This window comes from Bordetella avium (genome assembly GCF_034424645.1).
Classification (GTDB): domain Bacteria; phylum Pseudomonadota; class Gammaproteobacteria; order Burkholderiales; family Burkholderiaceae_B; genus Bordetella; species Bordetella avium.
Map to the genome: position 1 here is coordinate 116384 of NZ_CP139969.1, position 20623 is coordinate 137006.

Sequence of the window (20623 nt, forward strand, 5' to 3'; positions counted from 1 at the left end):
GCTATGACCTGGGTCAAGCGACACAGAGATTTCTGATTTGTTCTGTGGAAGCGATGCCACAGTCGGCTTTAGCGCGGCACCGCGTAAGCATGGCGGAAGTAGTCGCGGATGGCGCGCATGGCCGGGCTAAGCTCGGTACCCCGGCGCCAGGCCAGGCCGACATTCATCGGCGGAATAGGGTCTTTCAGTTGAATGGTTTCGATGCGCCGCCCTTCCAGAGACCAGGGGCGGTAGACCATGTCAGACAGCATGGCGACGCCGCCGCCATTGGCCACCATGCTGCGCACGGCTTCCACCGAGGAGGTGCGCAGCCGGATATCGGGGCGAAATGGCGTGTCGGCCCAGTAACGCAGTGCGGTGTGAGCGGCTTCATCCACCGTGAGCATGATGAAGGGTTCGCGTGCGACGTCCTCGAGTGTGACGGTGTCGCGCGATAGCAAGGGGTGGCGGGCAGGCACCCAGAGGCGGCGCGGCGAGCCGAAGAAGTGTTCGACCGCCAGTTCGGGGTTGACCACATTGGAGGTCAGCAGCACCGCCATATCGTAGCGATGTGCGATCAGTCCCTCTTCGATGGCGTTGCGGTTCAGTTCGTGTAACTGGATGTCTAGTTGCGGATGCAGCTGTGATAAGCGGTTCAGGTGATAGGGGAGGAAATAGCCGATGACGGTATAAGACGCCGCCAGCAGCAGGCGGCCGGCCGCCCCTTCGGATGCGCCATTCATGTTCAGGGCTTCGTCCACTGAAGACAGAATGTGGTACGCATGATTGAGAAAAGCGCGTCCGGTGTTGGTCAGCGTCACGCCGGTCGCGCCCCGGTCAAAGAGGGACGATCCAACCGCGTCTTCTAGCTCGCGAATGGCGGTGGTGACGGCTGATTGGGAAATGCTGAGCTGGATGGCGGCCTGCGAAATCTGTCCGAGTTCGGCAGCCGCTACGAAGTATTTGAGCTGTTTCAGAGTCAAAGACATGGCGATCTTTATCTAAAAAATAGATATTAAGACTTAAAAATATCTGTTTTAGAAAAATAAAGCTCGCCAGGAATATCTAGGGAAATCCCTTAATTTTTAAGGGAACTGGAAAATTATCTGAAAATTGGCCGCGCTTTGTTATCTAAAAAATAGATATTGAGTGATTTAAAAAAAGAACTTTTTATTCATCAAAGCCTTGGCTACTGTTCCCACACTGCTGGCGCCAATGTGGCGCAGCACCTGGGAGACACATATTCATGACCAAGGCGAGCATCGACCTGAACTCCGATATGGGAGAGGGTTTCGGTCCCTGGAAAATCGGTGATGGCATTGATGAGCAGATCATGCCCCTGATCAGCTCCGCCAATATCGCAACGGGTTTTCATGCCGGCGATCCCAACATCATGAGCCGCACTGTGCTGATGGCCCGCGAGCACGGCGTGGGCATTGGCGCGCATCCGGGGTTTCGCGACCTGGCGGGCTTTGGCCGGCGTGATCTCAAAGAAAGCGCCGAGGGTCTGGTCAACGATATCGTTTATCAGCTAGGCGCGCTGCGTGAGTTTGCCCGCTTGCATGGCGTGCGCTTGCAGCACATCAAGCCCCATGGGGCGCTCTACATGCTGGCCGCGCGAGACGAGACGCTGTCGCGCCGTCTGGTGCAAACCCTGCGCGAGCTCGAGCCCACGCTCTATCTCTATTGCATGGAGAACTCCGTTACTTGCAAGGTGGCGCGTGAACTGGGCCAGCCGGTCGTGCGCGAGTTCTATGCCGACCGCGACTACGACTCCAGCGGCTCCATTGTTTTCACGCGCTATACCAAGGCGCTTGATCCTGCGCAGGTGGCGGCCAAGGTGTTGCGCGCTTGCACGGAGGGCCGTGTGCGTACGGTCGAGGGGCAGGACATTCCCATCGATTTTGATTCCGTCTGCATTCACAGCGATACGCCAGGCGCGCTGGAGTTGGTCGAGGCGACCCGCCAGCATCTGCAAGCGGCCGGAATCCGTATCAGCCCGCCGCCCTTCCCTGTGCTCTGAGCCATCCCCAGATTTTTATATTCCAAGGAGAAAAAAACATGTCGCAGCAAGACCTTCCCAGCCCCCTGCCCGGCACTTTCTACCGCAGCCCCGGTCCTGGCGAAGCACCCTTCGTCGAAGTCGGCAAGAGGGTGGCGGCCGGTGACATCGTGGGCATCATCGAGGTGATGAAACAGTTCAACCAGATCGAGACCTCTGTGGCCGGCGTCGTAGCCGAAATCCTGGTGGCGGATGGCGATCCGGTGGAAGCGGGGCAGCCGTTGTTGCGCATCGAGGGCTGAGGCATGGCAATGTCTTCTTATCAGCCGCAGCGGATACACAAATTGCTGGTGGCCAATCGCGGCGAAATCGCCCTGCGGGTGATCCGCGCCGCCCGCGAGCTGGGCATGCGCACGGTCGCGGTCTATAGCGATGCCGATCGCGATGCCCTGCCCGTCAAACTGGCCGACGAGGCGGTGCATATTGGCGGGTCGCACGCCACGCGCAGTTACCTGAACAGCGAGGCTATTCTGGCGGCGGCCCGTCAGTCGGGCGCGCAGGCCGTGCATCCGGGCTATGGGTTTCTCTCGGAAAACGCGGCTTTCGCCGAGGCCGTGGAGCATGCCGGTCTGATCTTTGTGGGGCCCGATGCCGGCATTATCCGCCGCATGGGGGATAAGGCCGCCGCGAGGCGGGCCGCTCAGGAGGCCGGTGTGCCGACGGTGCCAGGCAGCGACGGCGTGGTCGCGACGCTGGACGAGGCGCTCACCCATGCCGCCGTCATAGGCTATCCCCTGATGGTCAAGGCGGCGGCGGGCGGTGGCGGACGCGGTATCCGGGTGGTGGCTGATGAGGCGGAGCTGCGCGAGCGGATGCCGCTGGCACAGGCCGAGGCGAAAGCCGCTTTCGGCGACGGCGGGGTCTATCTGGAGCGCTTCCTGCCACGTGCCCGCCACATCGAAGTGCAGGTCTTGGGCGATGGCCGTCATGCCGTGCATTTGTTCGAACGCGAATGCTCTTTGCAACGGCGGCGTCAAAAAATTATGGAAGAAGCGCCCTCGCCGGTACTGTCCGAAGCGCTGCGCGCATCGCTTTGCGCTTCGGCCGTCCGATTGGCTCAGGCCGTGTCTTATCGTGGCGCGGGCACACTCGAATACCTGTACGACGAGGCGCGAGGAGAGTTTTATTTCATTGAGATGAATACGCGCATCCAGGTCGAGCATCCGATTACCGAGATGATCACCGGCGTGGATCTGGTGCGCGAAATGCTGCGCATCGCCGATGGCGAGCCCTTGCGCTTTGAGCAGGGTGACATCGTCATGCGGGGCGCGGCCATCGAGTGCCGGCTCAATGCTGAGGACCCCACACGCAATTTCGCGCCTGGGCCGGGCACGGTGACGCAGCTGCGCTGGCCGGGTGGGCCAGGGGTGCGGGTGGACTCGATGGTGTATGCGGGTTGCGCCGTTGCGCCCTACTACGATTCGCTGCTGGCCAAGCTGATCGTCTGGGACGAGAGCCGGCCGCAGGCCTTGGGACGCATGGCGCGTGCCCTGGATGAAGTGCAGCTCGAAGGTCTGCCCTCCACGCTGGCCTTGCACCGCGCCCTGGTGCAGGACACCGCTGTGCTCAAGGGTGACTTTCACACAAACTATCTCGAAGCCTGGATGCAGAGTTGGCCGGAGGGCAAGCAATGAGTGTGCGTTACAGCTTTGGCGGTGATGAGTTCATCTTTGCCGAGATCAGCGAAGCGATGTCGCTGGAATCCTTTTTCAAGAGCATGGCCATCACAACGGCCTTGCGCGAGCGCGCCGTGCCGGGGGTTATTGAAATCTGCCCGGCCAATGCCTCGTATCAGGTGCGCTATGACCCGGATGTCATCTCGCCCCAGGCGCTATTGGACATGCTGCGCGAGATCGAGGCCGATATCCCGCTCGACGACCTTAAGCTACAAACGCGGCTGGTCGAGGTGCCGGTGCTCTACAACGACCCCTGGACCCATGAAACCCTGATGCGCTTTCGTGAGCGTCATCAAGATCCGGACTCCACCGATCTGGAATATGCCGCCCGCATCAACGGCTTTGACTCGGTGCAGGGCTTTATCGATGCGCACGCGGGCTCGCCCTGGTTCGTATCGATGGTGGGCTTTGTGGCGGGGCTGCCCTTCATGTATCAGATGGTTGAGCGCGAACGTCAGTTGCAAGTGCCCAAATACCTGCGTCCTCGCACCGATACGCCCAAGCATACGGTGGGGCATGGCGGCTGCTTTGGCTGCATCTACTCGGTGCGCGGCGCGGGCGGCTATCAGATGTTCGGCGTGACGCCTGCGCCCATTTTCGAACCGGCTCAACGTCAGGCGCATTTGCGCGACTCGATGCTGTTTTTCCGGCCAGGCGATATCGTCAAGTTTCAGCCCATCGACCGCAAGGCCTACGATCAAGCCCTGGCCGAAGTCGAGGCGGGCACATTCAAGCTGAGTGTGCGGCCCCTGTCTTTCTCACTATCCGAATTCCTGGCGTCGCCCCAGGCCTATAACGCCCGTTTGCTGGAGACGAGTCATGAGCACTGAAGCCGCCCTCATCGAAGTCATCAAACCCGGTCTGGCGACTTCCGTTCAGGACCGCGGCCGTCAGGGCTATTACCATCTTGGTATCCCGCCTTCGGGCGCCTTGGATCAGTATGCGCTGGCCGCTGCGAATCTGCTCCTGGGCAATCCTGAGGACGCGGCAGTGCTCGAGTGCACGCTGCTGGGTCCGGAATTGCTGTTTCACCGTCAGGCGCTGATTGCCGTGACGGGCGCGGCCATGGTGCCCAAGATCGACGGCGTGGCGGCCGCTTGCAACGTCGTTTTGCAAGTGCCCGCGGGTGCGCGGCTGTCTTTCGATTTCGTGCAGGCAGGCGCGCGCGCCTGCCTGGCGGTGGCGGGCGGCATCGACGTCCCGCAGGTATTGGGCAGCCGCTCGACCTATGCCTTGGGCGCTATTGGCGGCCTGGATGGGCGTCGGCTGGCAGCGGGTGACAGGCTGCATGGAGGGACACCGCGTCCTGGCGCGCGGGTGGGCCGCGCCTTGCCCGAGCCTTTGCAGGTGGCCTGCTCCAAGACCCAGACGCTGCGTGTGGTGCCGGGCCTGTATGACCACCGCCTGGAGCCCGATTCGGTTGAGGCCTTTTATGAAGATGCCTGGGTGGTGACCTCGGAAGCGGACCGCATCGGCTATCGCTATAAAAAAGGCCGTCCGCTGCGTTTCCAGGATCGCGAGCAGCCCTTTGGTGCGGGCGCCGACCCCTCCAACATCGTCGATGCTTGCTATCCGATCGGTTCCATTCAGGTTCCGGCGGGAATTGAGCCCATTATTCTGCATCGTGATGCGGTTTCAGGCGGTGGCTACGCCATGATAGGCACTGTCATCAGTGCGGATATGGACAAGGTCGGTCAGATGCAACCCAATCAGACCGCCCGCTTCGAGCGGGTTACCTTGGCGCAGGCCTTACAGGCACGCCGTGATTACCGGGCGCGTTTCGAGCGCCTGCGTGAAGCCCTGGCTTCATGATCTCTTGATTGGCCGGCAGGGTGTTCTCCCTGCCGGATTTTCCCTTCGGTTTCAGATCGGCATTTCTCATGCCGGCGGGGCTTGTTACGCCCGCGATCCGCCTTTGCTGTCAGTCGTTCTCGTTTCCAACGCAGTCCTGTAGTTGTTCGAAACCCGCCGTTCTCAAAGCAAGCCAGGAGAGCCATTATGGCCAACCTTACCCGCAGCCAAACCTCATCTAGCGATACTTCATTGCAGCCCGTTTCTGAAGGCGACCGCATGGCGCGTCTGCCGCTCACCATGGCCTGGTGGGCAGTGTGCAGCGCCATGTTCTACATCGTTGTCGGAGCGACGCTTGCGCTTAACTACGGCGCGCGCAACGCCATCATCGGTATGGTGTTGTCCGTCATCTGCTATGGCCTCATCAATGGGGTCATCAGCCGCTATGCCATACGCACCGGCCAATCTGTGGCGGTCTTTTCGCGCGAGGTCTTCGGCACGTCGGGCGCCGCCCTCGCCACGCTGATTTTCTTCGCCACGGCCATCTATTACGCCGTGTTCGAGGGCGCTGTCATGGCGATTGCCGCGCATCATATCTTTCCTTCCGTGCCTTACGCCGCCTTCGCGCTTTTGGTGGTGGTCTATAGCGTCTTGCTCATTTTTGGCAGCGTGCAGCGCTGGCTGGACAAGTTCAACGGCATCCTGCTGCCCTTCTATCTGGGCGGCCTCTTGCTGGCCGTGGTGCTGGCCACAAAAGAGTACGGCTACAGCGACGCCTGGTTGTCCTTCGGGCCGGCCAGCGGCCCGGTCGCCGGCGGCTGGTGGGATGCCTTTGTGTATTACATGGGCGTGTGGATATTGATGATGTTCACTTTCGACTATGCACGCTTTGGCCGCCGCAAAGATGCCAAATATCACAGCCGCTACAACTTTGGCATGCCCTTCTACCTGGTGACCTTTCTGCTCAATGGCCTGGCCGGTATTTATCTGGTGAGCACGATCCCGGGTGATGAGGCGCTGTCCGAGGTGTCAGTGGTGTTGGCCTTGCTCAAACTGATGGGGCTGGGCGGTCTGTTCTTCGTCTGGGTCACGCAGACGCGCATCAATACCGCCAACTACTATCTGGCCACCATCAATATGCAGGCCTTTTTTGCACCGCTGGCACATTGGCCCAAGGCCGTGTGGGCTGTCATTGCGGGTGTTCTGGCCTATCTGCTGATGCTGTTCGATGTCTTTGCCTATCTGCTGCAAGCCCTGGCCTATCAAGGCATTTTCGTCGTGGCCTGGGTGGCGGTGGCCTTGGTCCATATGTCGGGGCGTGCAACAGTGACCACAGGCGAAACCCGTGCGTTCAATCATGGAGGCTTGGGCGCCTGGCTGATCGGCGCGCTCAGCGGTCTCGTGCTCATGCACTTGCCGGGGTTTGCCTCAACCTTGGCCGCGCCCGCCAGCTTTGTGGTGTCGGCGCTGGTGTACTGGTCGCTCTCTCGCCCTGTTCAGGCAACGCGCCCCGAGCCCAATTGATCAGGCAGCCAGGCCTGCCCGGCGGGCCTGGCTTGGGGGATATCCGTAGCGGCGTTTATAAAGACGCGAAAAATGCGCCTGATCTGCAAAGCCCCATTGCTGCGCAATGCGGGCGATGCTATGTAAGGCGCTGGCAGACAGCAGCGTGTGGTGGGCGCGCTCCAGCCGCTGTCCGCACAGCCATTCACTGAAAGTCTGGCCCTGGCCTTGGTAAAGGCTGTGCAGATATCGGACAGAGATGCCACAGGCCTGCGCGACCTGGGTGGGATTGAGATCCGCATTGCCTAGATGCTGGCGCACATAGTGTTCGATGCGGCTCAGATGGGCGTTGCGCACGGGCGAGTCCTGGGACGATAAGACCCGCGCATCGCCCTCGACCGAACAGGCCAGCAGTTCCACCAGATGCTGACCCAGCACATGCCGGGCCGTATCGTCGCCACGCAAGAGTTGCTGGCCTATCAGATTCACATAAGAGGCGAACAGCCAGCCCGCGCCTTGCGTGGCGTCAAAGGCCAGCGCGCAATAACGGTTGGGCGTATGTAGGCGCGCGCGCAAGGATTCGCCCGGCACCTTGAGCACCCAAAGCGCGTTGTCCCGGGCATAAGAGAATTCGTAAGGGCTTTGGCCATGTTCAAGCAGAAAGGCGCCTGGGCGGCATTCGGTGTCACGCCCGCCCTGGCTGAATCGGATGGCCGAGCGTCGTGGAACCGTGACCAGATATTGCTCTTCGTTGACGTCGTTCAGATGCTGCTTCAGACGGCGGTAGCACAGGGGGGTGGACGCCAGTTGGGACAGCGATAATGCGCCCAGTTTCCACGAATGCAACGACCCTTCGAAGCGGTCGCTGTCGTGGAACTGAAGCTGCAGACTGAAATAGGTTTGACCGACTGCGCCTTCCCAGTGCCGGGACCGGTCTGGTCCCGGCAGGCTGGCGGTGTCGTAGCGGGCATCCACCATGAATCCTGCCTTGGACGGGGCCTGTTAGCTCAACAGGCCCTAGCGTGAATCACGCGTCCTGGCGGGTCAATAAGTAGGTTCCCGAGCTATGCAACAAGGCGTTCCAGCCCGGACGCACGACCAGCGTCGTGGTGGGCTCCTGAATGACGGCCGGACCAATCAGACCATCGCCCGACTTCAGCTTACGGCCGTCGTAGACTGGCGTGCTCACAGCGGCGCCGCTCTCGTCAAACAACATGTCCCGCGTGTCGATGCGGGCGGCCTCGATATCGCCGTCGCCCGCCGGCCAGACCGGCAGGCTGGGCTTGTCGACCTCGCCGACGGCCTGGACTTCAAGGTTGACCAGCTCCACCAGGTTGTGCGGCTCCGCATAGGTGTAGAGCTGCTCATGGCGTTGATGAAAATGGTGCAACAGGCTGGCCAGGCCTTCGGGCGTCATCGGGCCGGGTGGCAGCTCTACCTGGCATTCATGGATTTGGCCTTGATAGCGCATCTCGACTTTGCGCGACAGATGGATGCGTTCCGGCGTAAAACCGTCGCTGGCCAGCAGTTCGCGGCCGCGTGTTTCCATCTCCTGGAAAAGGCGATTCAAACGCGCCAGGTCGGTGTCGCCATCGAGCACCATGACGGCGCTGGCCAGGAAATGATATTTGACATCAGAGATGACCTGGCCGAAGGCGCACAGGCAGGAGGCGAGTTTGGGAACGAGTACGGTGCGGCTGCCGATTTCTTCGGCCAGCGCGGTGATGTGCATGCCCGCCGCGCCGCCGGCGCAGACCAGGGCGAAGTCGCGCGGGTCGTAGCCGTTTTCGATAGAGATACGGCGGATGCCGTTGGCCATGTTGAGGTTCACCAGGGTGCTGATGCCGTAGGCGGCGCGTTCGAGTGAAAGCCCCAACGGTTGCGCGACATGCTCCTGGATGGCTTGACGCGCACGGTCCAGATTCAGGCGGATGCTGCCGCCTAGCACGGCGTCGGGCTGTAGATAGCCTAAGGTCATATTGGCATCGGTGACAGTGGGCTCGGTGCCGCCTTTGCCGTAGCAGGCGGGGCCGGGCATTGCGCCCGCGCTGCGCGGGCCGACCTCCAGCATGCCGAAAGTGTTCAGGTGCGCAATCGATCCGCCGCCCGCGCCCAGTGTTTCGACGTGGATCATGGGCACACCGATGCGGTGGCGCAGGAAGTCGATATTGCGGTTCAGGTTGGTCTGGCCGCCATGCGCCATGGTGATGTCGAAGGAGGTGCCTCCCATATCGACGGTGATGATGTTATCGATGCCGAAAGGCGCGGCGACATACAGTCCGGCCTGCGGCGCGGAGGCCGGGCCGGAGTTGATGGCGTTGACGGCGCGCTCGCGCATGGTTTCCCCCACGGCTAGTCCACCGTTGGATTGGAAATAGCGCACCGCGCCGCGCGCGCCCAGGCTGCGGAAATAGTCGTCGATGCGCTGCACATAGCGGCCCATGATGGGGCTGAGGTAGGCGTTGACGATGGTGGTGGAGCTGCGGGTGTACTCGCGCACTTGCGGATAGACTTCGTGGCCGGCGCATACGAATACATCTGGCATGGCGCGTCTGATCATGTCGCGCGCGCGTTGTTCATGGCTGGCATTGCTCGGGGCCCACACGAAAGAGATGGCGACCGCCTGCACGCCTTCGCGTTTGAACACCTCGATGGCCTGGCGGATATCGTCTTCGTTGAGTGGCGCATGTTCCGTGCCATCGGACAGGATGCGGCCGCGCACCGGCATGCGCAGATGGCGCGGCACCAGTTGCGGGGCCGGCGGATATGCGGCGTCGTAGCGATAGCCTTCTTCTTTGTGGCCGAGCCGGATTTCGATGCTGTCCTCATGGCCGGCCGTGCAAAGCAGGCCGACCTTTACGCCCTTGAGCTCTATCAAGGCATTGAGCGCGACCGTGGTGCCATTGATGCAGAGATCACAGTCGGCAATGATGGACTCGATCGGCTTATTCAGCGCCGTGGCCATCTGGGCCAGGCCGTCTGCGATGGCGCGCGTGCCGTCTTCGGGCGTAGAGGGGCTTTTGAACAAGTGCACCGTGCCGTCGCGGTCCGCCAGCACGAAATCGGTGAAAGTGCCTCCGGCGTCAACGCCTAGGCGATATTTTCCTAGCATGAATGTCTCCTTAGCGCGGATCTTGGATGCGCAGCGCGCGGGTGGCGGCCAGTTCGATCTGACCGGCGTGATCGAGCACCACGCCATATTCGACCTGGGCCGCTTCGCGCGAAACCAGACCGTTTCTGACGTCTTGTGCGACATGCGCTGGATCGCGGCTGTAGGGATCGCCGTAGCCGCCGCCACCGGGGTTGATATTGCGCGCCCGTTCGCCGGGCCGCACCGTCAGGATGGTGTTCTTGCGGTACACCGTAACGGTGCCGTCGGCGTGGAGATGCTCCAGACGGCCGAGCTTGCGGTCCGTCATGCTGTTATAGGCTCCTGCCGCACCGCCCGTAGGAATCTGACGGCCTTCGCCGAAGGCGACCACGGTCATGTCGTGGCCCAGGGGCTCGACTTCCCAAACGGTGCCGCTGCCGCCCCGGTTTTGTCCGGCGCCGCCGCTGTCCTGTTGCAGGCCGTAGCGATGGATGATGATGGGGTAGGCGTATTCCAGCAGTTCGATATCGCCCGAGCTGAGCGCGCCGAAGCAGCATAGCGGGCCGCAGGCATGCCAGCCGTCCATCTGGCGTGTGGCGCCGGCTCCGGAAATGATGGAGGCCAGCACCATGGTGACGTACTCTTCGTTGCGGCGCGGGTCCATGCCGGCGATATTCACGCCGCTGGCATGCCCCCATGAGGCCGTGACGCGGTCGGGCGCCGCCGCTTCGAAGGCCTGGCGCACGGCATCGGTCAGCGTCTCCATGGGCGTGGTGGTGCAATTGACGTGGGGGGCCGGTTCGCGCGCGTTGCACAGCGTGCCCTGCGGGCCCAGGTCTACGGTGACGCAGCGGTAAAGTCCGGCGTTGTAGGGCGGCGGCACCTGGGCGAACATCATCAGGCCCAGATAAATGCCGGACATGGAATTGCCCGCATAAGAATTGATGAAATAAGGCACTTGGGGAGGGCTGTCGATACGGATATGCACCTGATCGCCCTTGACCTCGACGGCGGCCGAGATAACTAGCTCGCCGTAGCCGTGGCCTGCGTCTTCGAGGCAGGAGCGGCCGTGATAGGTGCCGTCCGGGATCGAGGCGATCAAGGAGCGCATATGCCGGTCGGCCATATCCTTCAGCTCGGCGATGGCGGCCTGCAAGGTGGTGATGCCATAGCGCTCGATCAGGGCAAGCAGATGCCGCTCGCCAACGCGGCAGGCGCCATACTGGGCGTTGAGATCGCCCTCCTGGTTGCGACGCGCCCGCATATTGCAAAGCAGCAGATTGATGACATCTTCGCGGCGTTGGCCACGGTCCCAGAGCTTGACCGGAGGGATGCGCAGTCCTTCGGCATAGAGCTCGCGCGCGTCGGGGTTGTAGCCGGCCGGAACCGGTCCGCCGATATCGGTGAGGTGGCCCTTGCAGACCGTCCAGAACACCAGCTTGCCTTCGTGGAACACCGGCTTGTACATGCAGCAGTCCAGGATGTGACTGCCCTGATAGACCGGATCGTTGTGATAGATGATGTCGCCTTCGTGAATGTCGTCGCCGAAGTAGTCGGATACGGCTTTCATGGCGGGAATCAGCGAGCCCAGGTGGATGGGGATATCCTGGCCCTGCAAAATCATTTCAGGAAGGTGATCGAACAGCGCGTTGCTGTAATCGTGCGCTAGATTGAAAACGCTGGAGCGGCCGGTTTTTTCCAGCGTGAGCGTCATCTCGCGTTGTGCGGTTTCCAGCGCCCCGCGCACGACGGCGAGGGTGATGGGGTCTACCGCGCGACCCGGTGTGGATGTGGACATGGTTTTTCCCTTGTGACAGGCGCCGTTGAAGCGGTCGAGTGCGTAACCTTATCGGCACCGCGTCTGCCTGGCTTGCACCAGGGCGCAGGAAAATTTGATCCACAAAGCAAAACGCCCGGCTGGCGCGTAGCGCCAGCCGGGCGTGAACCTAGGCCTAGCGCTTAACGCGGCAGTTCGGAGCTGCCCATCAGGAAGGCGTCCACCGAGCGCGCGCATTGGCGGCCTTCGCGAATGGCCCAGACAACCAGCGACTGGCCACGGCGCATGTCACCGGCGGCGAAGACCTTAGGTATATTGGTCTGATAGTCGTCGGTGTTGGCCCGCACATTGCCGCGCATGTCGCGGTCTACGCCAAAGGCGTCGAGCACGGTTTGCACGGGCGAGACAAAGCCCATGGCCAGCAAGACGAGGTCAGCCTTGATCTCGAATTGCGAACCCTCGACTTCGCGCATCTTCATCTGGCCGGTGGCCTCATCCTTGGTCCATTCGACGCGTGCGCCGATGAGTTTTTCAAGCTTGCCATCGCTGCCCACGAAGGCCTTGGTCGTTACCGACCAGTCGCGCTGGCAGCCCTCTTCATGCGAAGACGAGGTGCGCAGCTTCAGCGGCCAATAAGGCCAGACCATGGGCTTGTCCTCTTGCTCCGGGGGCTGGGGCAGCAGTTCGAATTGCGTCACCGACAAGGCGCCATGGCGGTTGCTCGTGCCCACGCAGTCGGAGCCGGTATCGCCGCCGCCGATCACGACCACATGCTTGCCGCGGGCCAGCGTCTGATTCGTCAGGCGGTCGCCTGCCACGGCCTTGTTCTGCTGGCGCAGGAAGTCCATGGCGTAATAAACGCCTTCGAGCTCACGGCCGGGCACCGGCAGATCGCGCGGGGTTTCCGAGCCGCCCGTCATGACCACGGCGTCGAACTCGTCCAGCAGCGATTGCGGGCTGCGCACGCTCAGGCCATCCGCCGCCAGGTCGGTGGCGTTGCCGATATAGGTCGAGGGTGCAAACTCCACGCCTTCGGCTTCCATCTGCACGACGCGGCGATCGATCTGCGCCTTTTCCAGCTTGAAGTCAGGAATGCCATAACGCAGCAGGCCACCGATACGGTCGCTCTTTTCGAACACCGTCACGGCATGGCCGGCGCGGGCGAGCTGCTGCGCGCAGGCCAGGCCAGCCGGACCCGAACCCACGACAGCCACGCGCTTACCCGTCTTGCGGGCGGGCAGCTTGGGCAATACCCAGCCCTCGGCCCAACCCTTGTCGATGATGGCGTGCTCGATGGACTTGATGCCGACCGCGTCGCTGTTGATATTCAAGGTACAGGCCGTTTCGCAGGGCGCCGGGCAGATGCGGCCCGTGAACTCCGGGAAGTTGTTGGTGGAGTGCAGCACGTCCAGCGCGGCGCGCCATTCCTGGCGGTAAACCAGATCATTCCAGTCTGGAATGATGTTGTTCACAGGGCAGCCGTTATTGCAGAACGGGATGCCGCAGTCCATGCAGCGGGCGGCCTGCTGCTTGGACTGCTCGTCGTTCAGGTGCAGCACGAATTCGCGCCAGTTTTTCAGGCGCTTTTGCGGCGCTTCCGAGGCCTCTTGCAGGCGCTCATACTCGATGAAACCAGTGATCTTTCCCATTTTGGTCCTCAGGCAGCCAGTTGTTGCGGGTTGGCTGCGCGCCACATTTCACCCAGGGCGCGACGGTATTCGGTCGGCATGACTTTGACGAACTTGCCGCGTGCGGCCTCCCAGTCGCCCAGGATTTCACGGGCGCGGTAGCTGCCGGTGTAGCGGAAATGCTCTTCCACCAGACGGCGCAGAATGCTCTCGTCGGTTTCGCGCTCGCCGCCGCGTTGCGTGCTGTGCCAGGTCTCGATGTTGCCCTCGGCCTGTTGCTCGGCATGCGGTACCACGGCTTCCAGCTCGACCATGGACAGATTGCAGCGGTGCTTGAAGCTGCGGTCCGGGTCCCAGACATAGGCCACGCCGCCGGACATGCCAGCCGCGAAGTTGCGTCCGGTGCTGCCCAGCACGACTACCGTACCGCCAGTCATGTATTCGCAGCCGTGGTCGCCGGTGCCCTCGACAACCGTCGCGGCGCCCGAATTGCGCACAGCGAAGCGTTCGCCCGCCACGCCATTGAAGAAGGCCTCGCCAGAAAGCGCGCCATACATGACGGTGTTGCCGGCAATGATGTGGTCGGGGCCGAAGCCGCGGAAATCGTTGGGCGAGCGCACGATGATGCGTCCGCCTGACAGGCCCTTGCCGACATAGTCGTTGGCCTCGCCCACCAGATCCAGCGTGATGCCGTGCGCCAGGAAGGCGCCAAAGCTTTGGCCAGCCGTGCCGTTGCACTGAATGTGGATACTGTCGTCGGGCAGGCCATCGTGGCCGTAACGCGCTGCCACCGCGCCGGACAGCATGGCGCCGATGGTGCGGTTGCGGTTGCGCACAGGCACGATGAACGACACTTTCTCGCCGCGTTCGATCGCCGGACGGGCACGTTCGATCAGTTGGTGGTCGAGTGCGCTGGCCAGGCCGTGGTCCTGCTCTTCGGTGTGACGCACGGAAGTGTCGGAAGCCACGCGGTGGAATACCCGCTGGAAATCCAGGCCCTGTGCCTTCCAGTGATCAATGCCGGCGCGCATGTCGAGCAGGTCGGTGCGGCCGATCAGGTCATCGAACTTGCGGATGCCCAGTTGGGCCATGATCTCGCGCACTTCTTCGGCGACGAAGAAGAAATAGTTGACGACGTGTTCCGGCTTGCCCTGGAATTTCTTGCGCAGCTCGGGGTCTTGCGTGGCCACGCCCACCGGGCAGGTGTTCAGGTGGCATTTACGCATCATGATGCAGCCTTCGACGACCAGCGGCGCCGTCGCGAAGCCGAACTCGTCGGCGCCCAGCAGCGCGCCGATGATGACATCGCGGCCGGTTTTCATCTGGCCGTCGGCCTGGACGCGGATGCGGCTGCGCAGACGGTTGAGCACCAGCGTCTGCTGGGTTTCGGCCAGGCCGAGTTCCCAGGGCGTGCCCACATGCTTGATCGACGACACCGGCGAGGCGCCCGTGCCGCCATCATGGCCGGCAACCACGACGTGGTCGGCCTTGGCCTTGGCCACGCCGGCGGCGACCGTGCCTACGCCGACTTCAGAGACCAGTTTGACGGAGATCGAGGCGCGTGTGTTGACGTTTTTCAGATCGTGGATCAGTTGAGCCAGATCCTCGATCGAGTAGATGTCGTGATGCGGCGGCGGGGAAATCAGGCCCACGCCGGGCACGGAGTAGCGCAACTTGGCGATGTATTCCGACACCTTGTGGCCGGGCAACTGACCGCCCTCGCCAGGCTTGGCGCCCTGCGCCATCTTGATCTGGATCTGGTCCGCGCTGGAGAGGTATTCGGCTGACACACCGAAGCGGCCCGAAGCGACCTGCTTGATGCGCGAGCGCAGCGAATCGCCTTTTTTGAGCGGCACATCGGCTTCGATACGTTCCTTGCCGAGCACCGAGGCCAGGGTGTCGCCCTCTTTGATGGTGCTCTTGCCCTTGCGCATTTCGGCGCGATAGCGCAGTTCGTCCTCGCCGCCTTCGCCGGTGTTGGACTTGCCGCCGATACGGTTCATGGCCACGGCCAGCACCGAGTGCGCTTCGGTGGAGATCGAACCCAGCGACATGGCGCCCGTGGCGAAGCGACGCACGATTTCCTTGGCGGGTTCGACTTCGTCGAGCGAAATCGCACGGGCCGGATCGACGCGGAATTCGAACAGACCGCGCAGCGTCATGTGACGGCGGCTCTGGTCGTTGATGATCTGCGCGTACTCTTTGTAAGTGCGGTAGTTGTTCGAGCGCGAAGCGTGCTGCAGCTTGGCGATGGAATCGGGCGTCCACATATGCTCTTCGCCACGGACGCGATAGGCGTACTCGCCGCCTGCGTCCAGTGCGTTTTCAAGCACCGGGTCGGCGCTGAAGGCGGCGCGGTGCATGCGCAGCGCTTCCTCGGCCACCTGGAAGATGCCGATGCCCTCGATGTTGGACGCCGTGCCGGTGAAATACTTCTCCACCAACTGGCGTTGCAGGCCGACGGCCTCGAAAATCTGCGCGCCGCAATACGACATAAAGGTGGAGATGCCCATCTTGGACATGACCTTGTTCAGCCCCTTGCCGATCGCCTTGATGTAGTTCTTGACGGCCTTTTCGGGGCTGTGCATGCGGCCCAGCGATTCCAGCGCTAGATAGGGGTGCACGGCCTCTGCGCCGTAGCCGCCAAGGAGGGCGAAGTGATGCACTTCGCGCGCCGAACCGGTTTCCACCACCAGGCCGGTGTTGGTGCGCAGACCGGCGCGTATCAGGTGTTGGTGCACCGCCGAGGTCGCCAGCAGCGCCGGGATCGCAACCCGTTCACTGTCGATCAGCCGGTCGGACACGATCAGGATGTTATAGCCGCTTTGCACTGCATCCACGGCGCGGGCGCACAGCGCGGCTACGCGGGCTTCGATGCCTTCTGGACCCCAGGCAGCCGGATAAGTGATGTCCAGTTCATAGCTGCGGAATTTCTTACCCGTGACCTGGTCGATGTCGCGGATCTGCGCCATGGCGGCGAAGTCCAGCACCGGCTGTGACACCTCGAGACGCAGCGGCGGGTTGACGTTGTTGATGTCCAGCAGGTTGGGCTTGGGGCCGATGAAAGACACCAGCGACATCACCATCTGTTCGCGGATCGGATCGATCGGCGGGTTGGTCACCTGAGCGAACAACTGGCGGAAATAGTTGTAGAAAGGCTTGGCGCGATTGGACAGCACGGCGAGCGGGGCATCGTTGCCCATCGAGCCGATGACTTCTTCGCCCGTGGTGGCCATCGGCTCCAGGATGAATTTGTAGTCTTCCTGCGTCCAGCCGAAGGCCTGCTGGCGATCGAGCAGCGGCACCGGCGTCTGCGTCGCGGGCGAGGCCGAGCGCGGGGCGGGTAGGGACTCCAGCTTGATTTGCAAGCGTTCGATCCACTGACGGTAGGGGCGGCTGTTGGCCAACTGCGACTTGATCTCGCTGTCGTCGATGATGCGGCCCTGCTCCAGGTCGATCAGGAACATCTTGCCCGGTTGCAAACGCCACTTTTTGACGATGCGATTCTCGGGGATGGACAGCGTGCCGGCTTCGGAGGCCATGATGACCATGTCGTCATCCGTGACCAGATAGCGGGCCGGGCGCAAACCGTTGCGGTCCAGCGTGGCGCCGATCTGGCGGCCATCGGTGAAGGCCACGGCGGCCGGGCCGTCCCAGGGTTCCATCATGGCCGCGTGGTACTCGTAAAACGCGCGGCGGCTCTGGTCCATCTGCGTGTGCTGCTCCCAGGCTTCCGGGATCATCATCATCATGGCATGGGCCAGCGAATAGCCGGAATTGACCAGCAGTTCCAGACAGTTGTCGAAGGTGGCCGTATCCGACTGGCCTTCATAGACGATGGGGTAGAGCTTTTTGAGGTCATCGCCCAGCACCGCCGACTGCATCATGCCTTCACGTGCGCGCAGCCAGTTGAAGTTGCCCTTGACCGTGTTGATTTCACCGTTGTGGGCGATCATGCGGTAAGGGTGGGCCAAGGGCCATGCCGGGAAGGTGTTGGTCGAGAAACGTTGGTGCACGAGCGCCAGCGCCGAGACCGTGCGCGGATCAGCCAGGTCGCGGTAGTAGCGGCCCACCTGATCGGCCAGCAGCAGGCCTTTGTAGACCACCGTCCGCACCGAAGCCGAGGGTACGAAGTACTCTTTGCCATGCGCCAAGCGCATGTTCTGGATGGCGTGGCTGGCGGTTTTGCGGATGACGTAGAGCTTGCGTTCCAGCGCGTCCGGCACCATCACGTCCGCGCCCCGGCCGATGAACAATTGGCGGATGACGGGTTCGCAATCGCGCACCGTGGGCGACATGGGCATGTCGCGGTCGATCGGCACATCGCGCCAGCCCAGCACGGTCTGGCCTTCGGCGCGCACCGAGCGTTCCAGCTCCTGTTCACAGGCCAGACGCGAAGCGGTTTCCTTGGGTAGGAAAACCATGGCCACGCCGTACTCGCCGGGCGGGGGCAGGGATACGCCTTGTTGCGCCATTTCGTCGCGGTATAGCGCGTCGGGAATCTGGATGAGGATGCCTGCGCCGTCGCCCATCAGCTTGTCCGCGCCCACGGCGCCGCGATGGTCGAGGTTTTCGAGGATCTTCAGGCCCTGAAGGATGATCGCGTGACTTTTGCGCCCCTTAATATGGGCGACAAAACCGACGCCACAGGCGTCATGTTCGTTCAGTGGGGAGTACAGGCCTTGGGCGGCGGGCAGACCGATGCGCGAGGCATCGATGGTTGCGGCCGCGATCGGGCGACAGGATTCTTCTTTGGGGGTATGGGACATAACGCGCTCCGGCCTGCGCCGTAAATGTTGCAGTGCACGCTGACCTTACTGCGGGGCAAGAGTGAAAGCAAGCGGAATCTATTGTTGTGTCCCTTAATATATCCCGACTGTTTTAGTTTGATTTAAATTGGGGTCATATATAAATATGAGTTATTTCAATGGTTTATACGAAGCATAAAAAGAGGGTAGGCCATTTTGGATGGCATACCCATGGAAAATCCTTTTATATGTCCCCAATAAAACCTGACAAAAAAGCCGCAACTTATTTGACTGGCAGACGGCTATCCGAGTCCTGTCACGAGTATGAAAAAGCCAGCGGCAAGCCGGGGAAACTCAGGGCTTAGACGGCCTGGGTAGGTTCCGCAGTGGTCGGCGCCGGCTTCTTGCGCGGGCGGCCGCGTTGGCCAGGCGCCACGCGCCTGCTGGCGGTATGGGCGAGGCTGGCAACAAAGGTGGTGCCGCCCAGCGCCCATTGGCCAGATATGGCCTGTTCGATACGTTGCGTCTGCTCGCGGGACAGACCATTGTTGAGCATGCGCCGGTAATTGGCCTGACGGTCGAACGGTGTGTTGCCGCAAGCCCAGTAATCGGCGTGGTCGGACTGCCATTGCGCGGGCGCGGCGCTGTTGTTGCCCGTATGGCTGGCCGCAGAAGACCAGGGCCAGGCGTCGGGTTCGAGCGCGGCGCCGCTGCGCACCGGATAGGTTTCTAGCCAGACCAGCGAAGGCAGCACCCAGGCGCCCGGTTCCAGCAGCGCTGACCGGTATCGGCCGGCGAAAACCCGGCCGCCACGCAGCCGCGCCGCAAGATTGCGGCCCAGTGTCTGCATGAGACGCGGCAGGCCCTCTTCATCGGCCGGCGTGGCCAGCAGCAGGATGCGGTCGTTGGCTAGAACCCAGCCGTGCACCGCTACTTTGTGGCGTTGCGCCGACTCGCCGAGCCAGCCGGCCAGTTGACTGAGGATGTCCGAAGGCGCTGGCTGAGAAGGCGATGCCAGTGACTGAACGAAGTTGGCCTGCACCAATTGGGGCAGCCCTGGAGCATACAGGCGGGGCAGACGGGCCATAGTGTCGAGTCTCGCTGTGGCGCAAGCACGTTTAGGGGCGATACCCTATATAAATAGTGCCACCGTCGTCTGCGGTCAAGCCCGCGATTTCACGTCCGGGAGACACTAAGCCGCTCAGGTTAACATCTGTGGCTGTTTTTCAGCACCCGCAGATACACCTAGGAGCCACTGATATGAAGACCAAAGCTGCCATCGCCTGGAAGGCCGGTGCACCCTTGACCGTCGAAGACGTCGACCTGGAGGGCCCTCGTGCCGGCGAGGTGCTGATCGAGGTCAAGGCCACGGGCATCTGCCATACCGACTATTACACCTTGTCTGGTGCTGATCCGGAAGGGATTTTCCCGGCGATTCTCGGCCATGAAGGCGCGGGTGTCGTGGTCGATGTCGGCCCCGGCGTGACGTCCTTGCGCAAGGGTGACCATGTCATTCCCCTCTACACCCCGGAATGCCGCCAGTGCAAATTCTGTCTGTCGCGTAAAACCAACCTGTGCCAGGCCATCCGCAGCACGCAGGGCAAGGGTTTGATGCCTGACGGCACCTCGCGCTTCTCGCTCGATGGCAAGCCGCTGTTCCATTACATGGGCACCTCGACCTTCGCCAACCATATTGTGGTGCCCGAGATTGCCGTGGCCAAAGTGCGCGAGGACGCGCCCTTCGACAAGATCTGCTATATCGGTTGCGGTGTGACGACCGGTATTGGCGCGGTGGTCTACACCGCCAAGGTCGAAGCCGGCGCCAATGTGGTGGTGTTCGGTCTGGGCGGTATCGGACTGAATGTGATTCAGGGCGCCAAGATGGTGGGCGCCGACAAGATCATCGGCGTGGATTTGAATCCCGAACGCGAGGCGATGGCGCGCAAATTTGGCATGACGCATTTCGTCAACCCGAATGATGTCGAGAACGTCGTTGACCACATCGTGCAACTGACCGATGGCGGCGCGGATTACTCCTTCGAGTGCATCGGCAACACCAAGGTGATGCGTCAGGCGCTGGAGTGCTGTCACAAGGGTTGGGGCCAGTCCATCATCATCGGCGTGGCCGAGGCCGGCGCTGAAATCAGCACCCGCCCCTTCCAATTGGTGACCGGACGCGAGTGGAAGGGTTCTGCCTTCGGCGGCGCACGCGGCCGCACCGATGTCCCCAAGATCGTTGACTGGTATATGGAAGGCAAGATCAATATCGACGATCTGATCACGCACAGGCTGCCGCTGGACCGCATCAACGAGGGTTTTGACCTCATGAAGCGCGGTGAGTCCATCCGCTCGGTCGTGATCTACTGAC

The 20623-nt window shown here is 62.0% G+C and carries 14 protein-coding genes; 7 read left to right on the forward strand and 7 right to left on the reverse strand.

Annotated features, from left to right (window positions below; genetic code table 11):
• Positions 1–68: 68 nt before the first annotated feature.
• A complete protein-coding gene (locus U0029_RS00565; protein WP_012418939.1) occupies positions 69–968 on the reverse strand; it encodes a LysR family transcriptional regulator in 900 nt (299 codons plus the stop codon).
• 257 nt (positions 969–1225) lie between these two features.
• Between U0029_RS00565 and U0029_RS00570 the strand changes: the two genes are divergently transcribed.
• The 6 genes from U0029_RS00570 (at position 1226) to U0029_RS00595 (ending at position 7032) form a co-directional block, all read left to right on the forward strand.
• Positions 1226–2002, forward strand: a complete 777-nt coding sequence (locus U0029_RS00570; RefSeq protein WP_114852100.1) for a 5-oxoprolinase subunit PxpA — start codon at positions 1226–1228, stop codon at positions 2000–2002.
• 38 nt (positions 2003–2040) lie between these two features.
• Positions 2041–2283, forward strand: a complete 243-nt coding sequence (locus U0029_RS00575) for an acetyl-CoA carboxylase (protein ID WP_012418937.1) — start codon at positions 2041–2043, stop codon at positions 2281–2283.
• A gap of 3 nt (positions 2284–2286) precedes the next feature.
• Positions 2287–3675 (forward strand): acetyl-CoA carboxylase biotin carboxylase subunit, encoded by a 1389-nt coding sequence (locus U0029_RS00580; protein ID WP_114852099.1) that lies wholly within the window; start codon positions 2287–2289, stop codon positions 3673–3675.
• Positions 3672–4547, forward strand: a complete 876-nt coding sequence (locus tag U0029_RS00585; RefSeq protein ID WP_114852098.1) for a 5-oxoprolinase subunit B family protein — start codon at positions 3672–3674, stop codon at positions 4545–4547. Before U0029_RS00580 ends, U0029_RS00585 begins: the two co-directional genes overlap by 4 nt.
• The gene (locus U0029_RS00590) at positions 4537–5529 is read left to right on the forward strand and encodes a 5-oxoprolinase subunit C family protein (protein WP_012418934.1); all 993 of its coding nucleotides are present in this window, start codon (positions 4537–4539) and stop codon (positions 5527–5529) included. Before U0029_RS00585 ends, U0029_RS00590 begins: the two co-directional genes overlap by 11 nt.
• A gap of 186 nt (positions 5530–5715) precedes the next feature.
• Positions 5716–7032, forward strand: a complete 1317-nt coding sequence (locus tag U0029_RS00595; RefSeq protein ID WP_114852097.1) for a purine-cytosine permease family protein — start codon at positions 5716–5718, stop codon at positions 7030–7032.
• Here the strand turns inward: U0029_RS00595 and U0029_RS00600 are convergent, their stop codons facing one another.
• The 6 genes from U0029_RS00600 to U0029_RS00625 all read right to left on the reverse strand — a co-directional run bounded on the left by U0029_RS00600 (position 7033) and on the right by U0029_RS00625 (position 19342).
• Complete coding sequence (locus U0029_RS00600) at positions 7033–7989, reverse strand: AraC-like ligand-binding domain-containing protein (RefSeq protein WP_012418932.1); 957 nt, start codon at positions 7987–7989, stop codon at positions 7033–7035. It lies immediately after the preceding gene.
• A 49-nt stretch (positions 7990–8038) separates the two neighbouring features.
• Complete coding sequence (gene capA, locus U0029_RS00605) at positions 8039–10123, reverse strand: caprolactamase subunit alpha (protein ID WP_114852096.1); 2085 nt, start codon at positions 10121–10123, stop codon at positions 8039–8041.
• 10 nt (positions 10124–10133) lie between these two features.
• Complete coding sequence (gene capB, locus U0029_RS00610; RefSeq protein WP_012418930.1) at positions 10134–11900, reverse strand: caprolactamase subunit beta; 1767 nt, start codon at positions 11898–11900, stop codon at positions 10134–10136.
• 161 nt (positions 11901–12061) lie between these two features.
• Positions 12062–13528 carry a glutamate synthase subunit beta gene (locus U0029_RS00615; protein ID WP_114852095.1) on the reverse strand — a complete coding sequence of 489 codons (1467 nt, stop codon included), beginning with the start codon at positions 13526–13528 and terminating at the stop codon, positions 12062–12064.
• Between the two features lie 8 nt (positions 13529–13536).
• The gene (locus U0029_RS00620; protein WP_114852094.1) at positions 13537–18276 is read right to left on the reverse strand and encodes a glutamate synthase-related protein; all 4740 of its coding nucleotides are present in this window, start codon (positions 18274–18276) and stop codon (positions 13537–13539) included.
• A gap of 340 nt (positions 18277–18616) precedes the next feature.
• Complete coding sequence (locus U0029_RS00625; RefSeq protein WP_012418927.1) at positions 18617–19342, reverse strand: hypothetical protein; 726 nt, start codon at positions 19340–19342, stop codon at positions 18617–18619.
• Positions 19343–19515: 173 nt separating this feature from the next.
• On the opposite strand from U0029_RS00625, the gene U0029_RS00630 reads away from it, so the two are divergent.
• Positions 19516–20622, forward strand: a complete 1107-nt coding sequence (locus tag U0029_RS00630; protein WP_012418926.1) for an S-(hydroxymethyl)glutathione dehydrogenase/class III alcohol dehydrogenase — start codon at positions 19516–19518, stop codon at positions 20620–20622.
• The last annotated feature ends 1 nt before the right edge of the window (position 20623 follow it).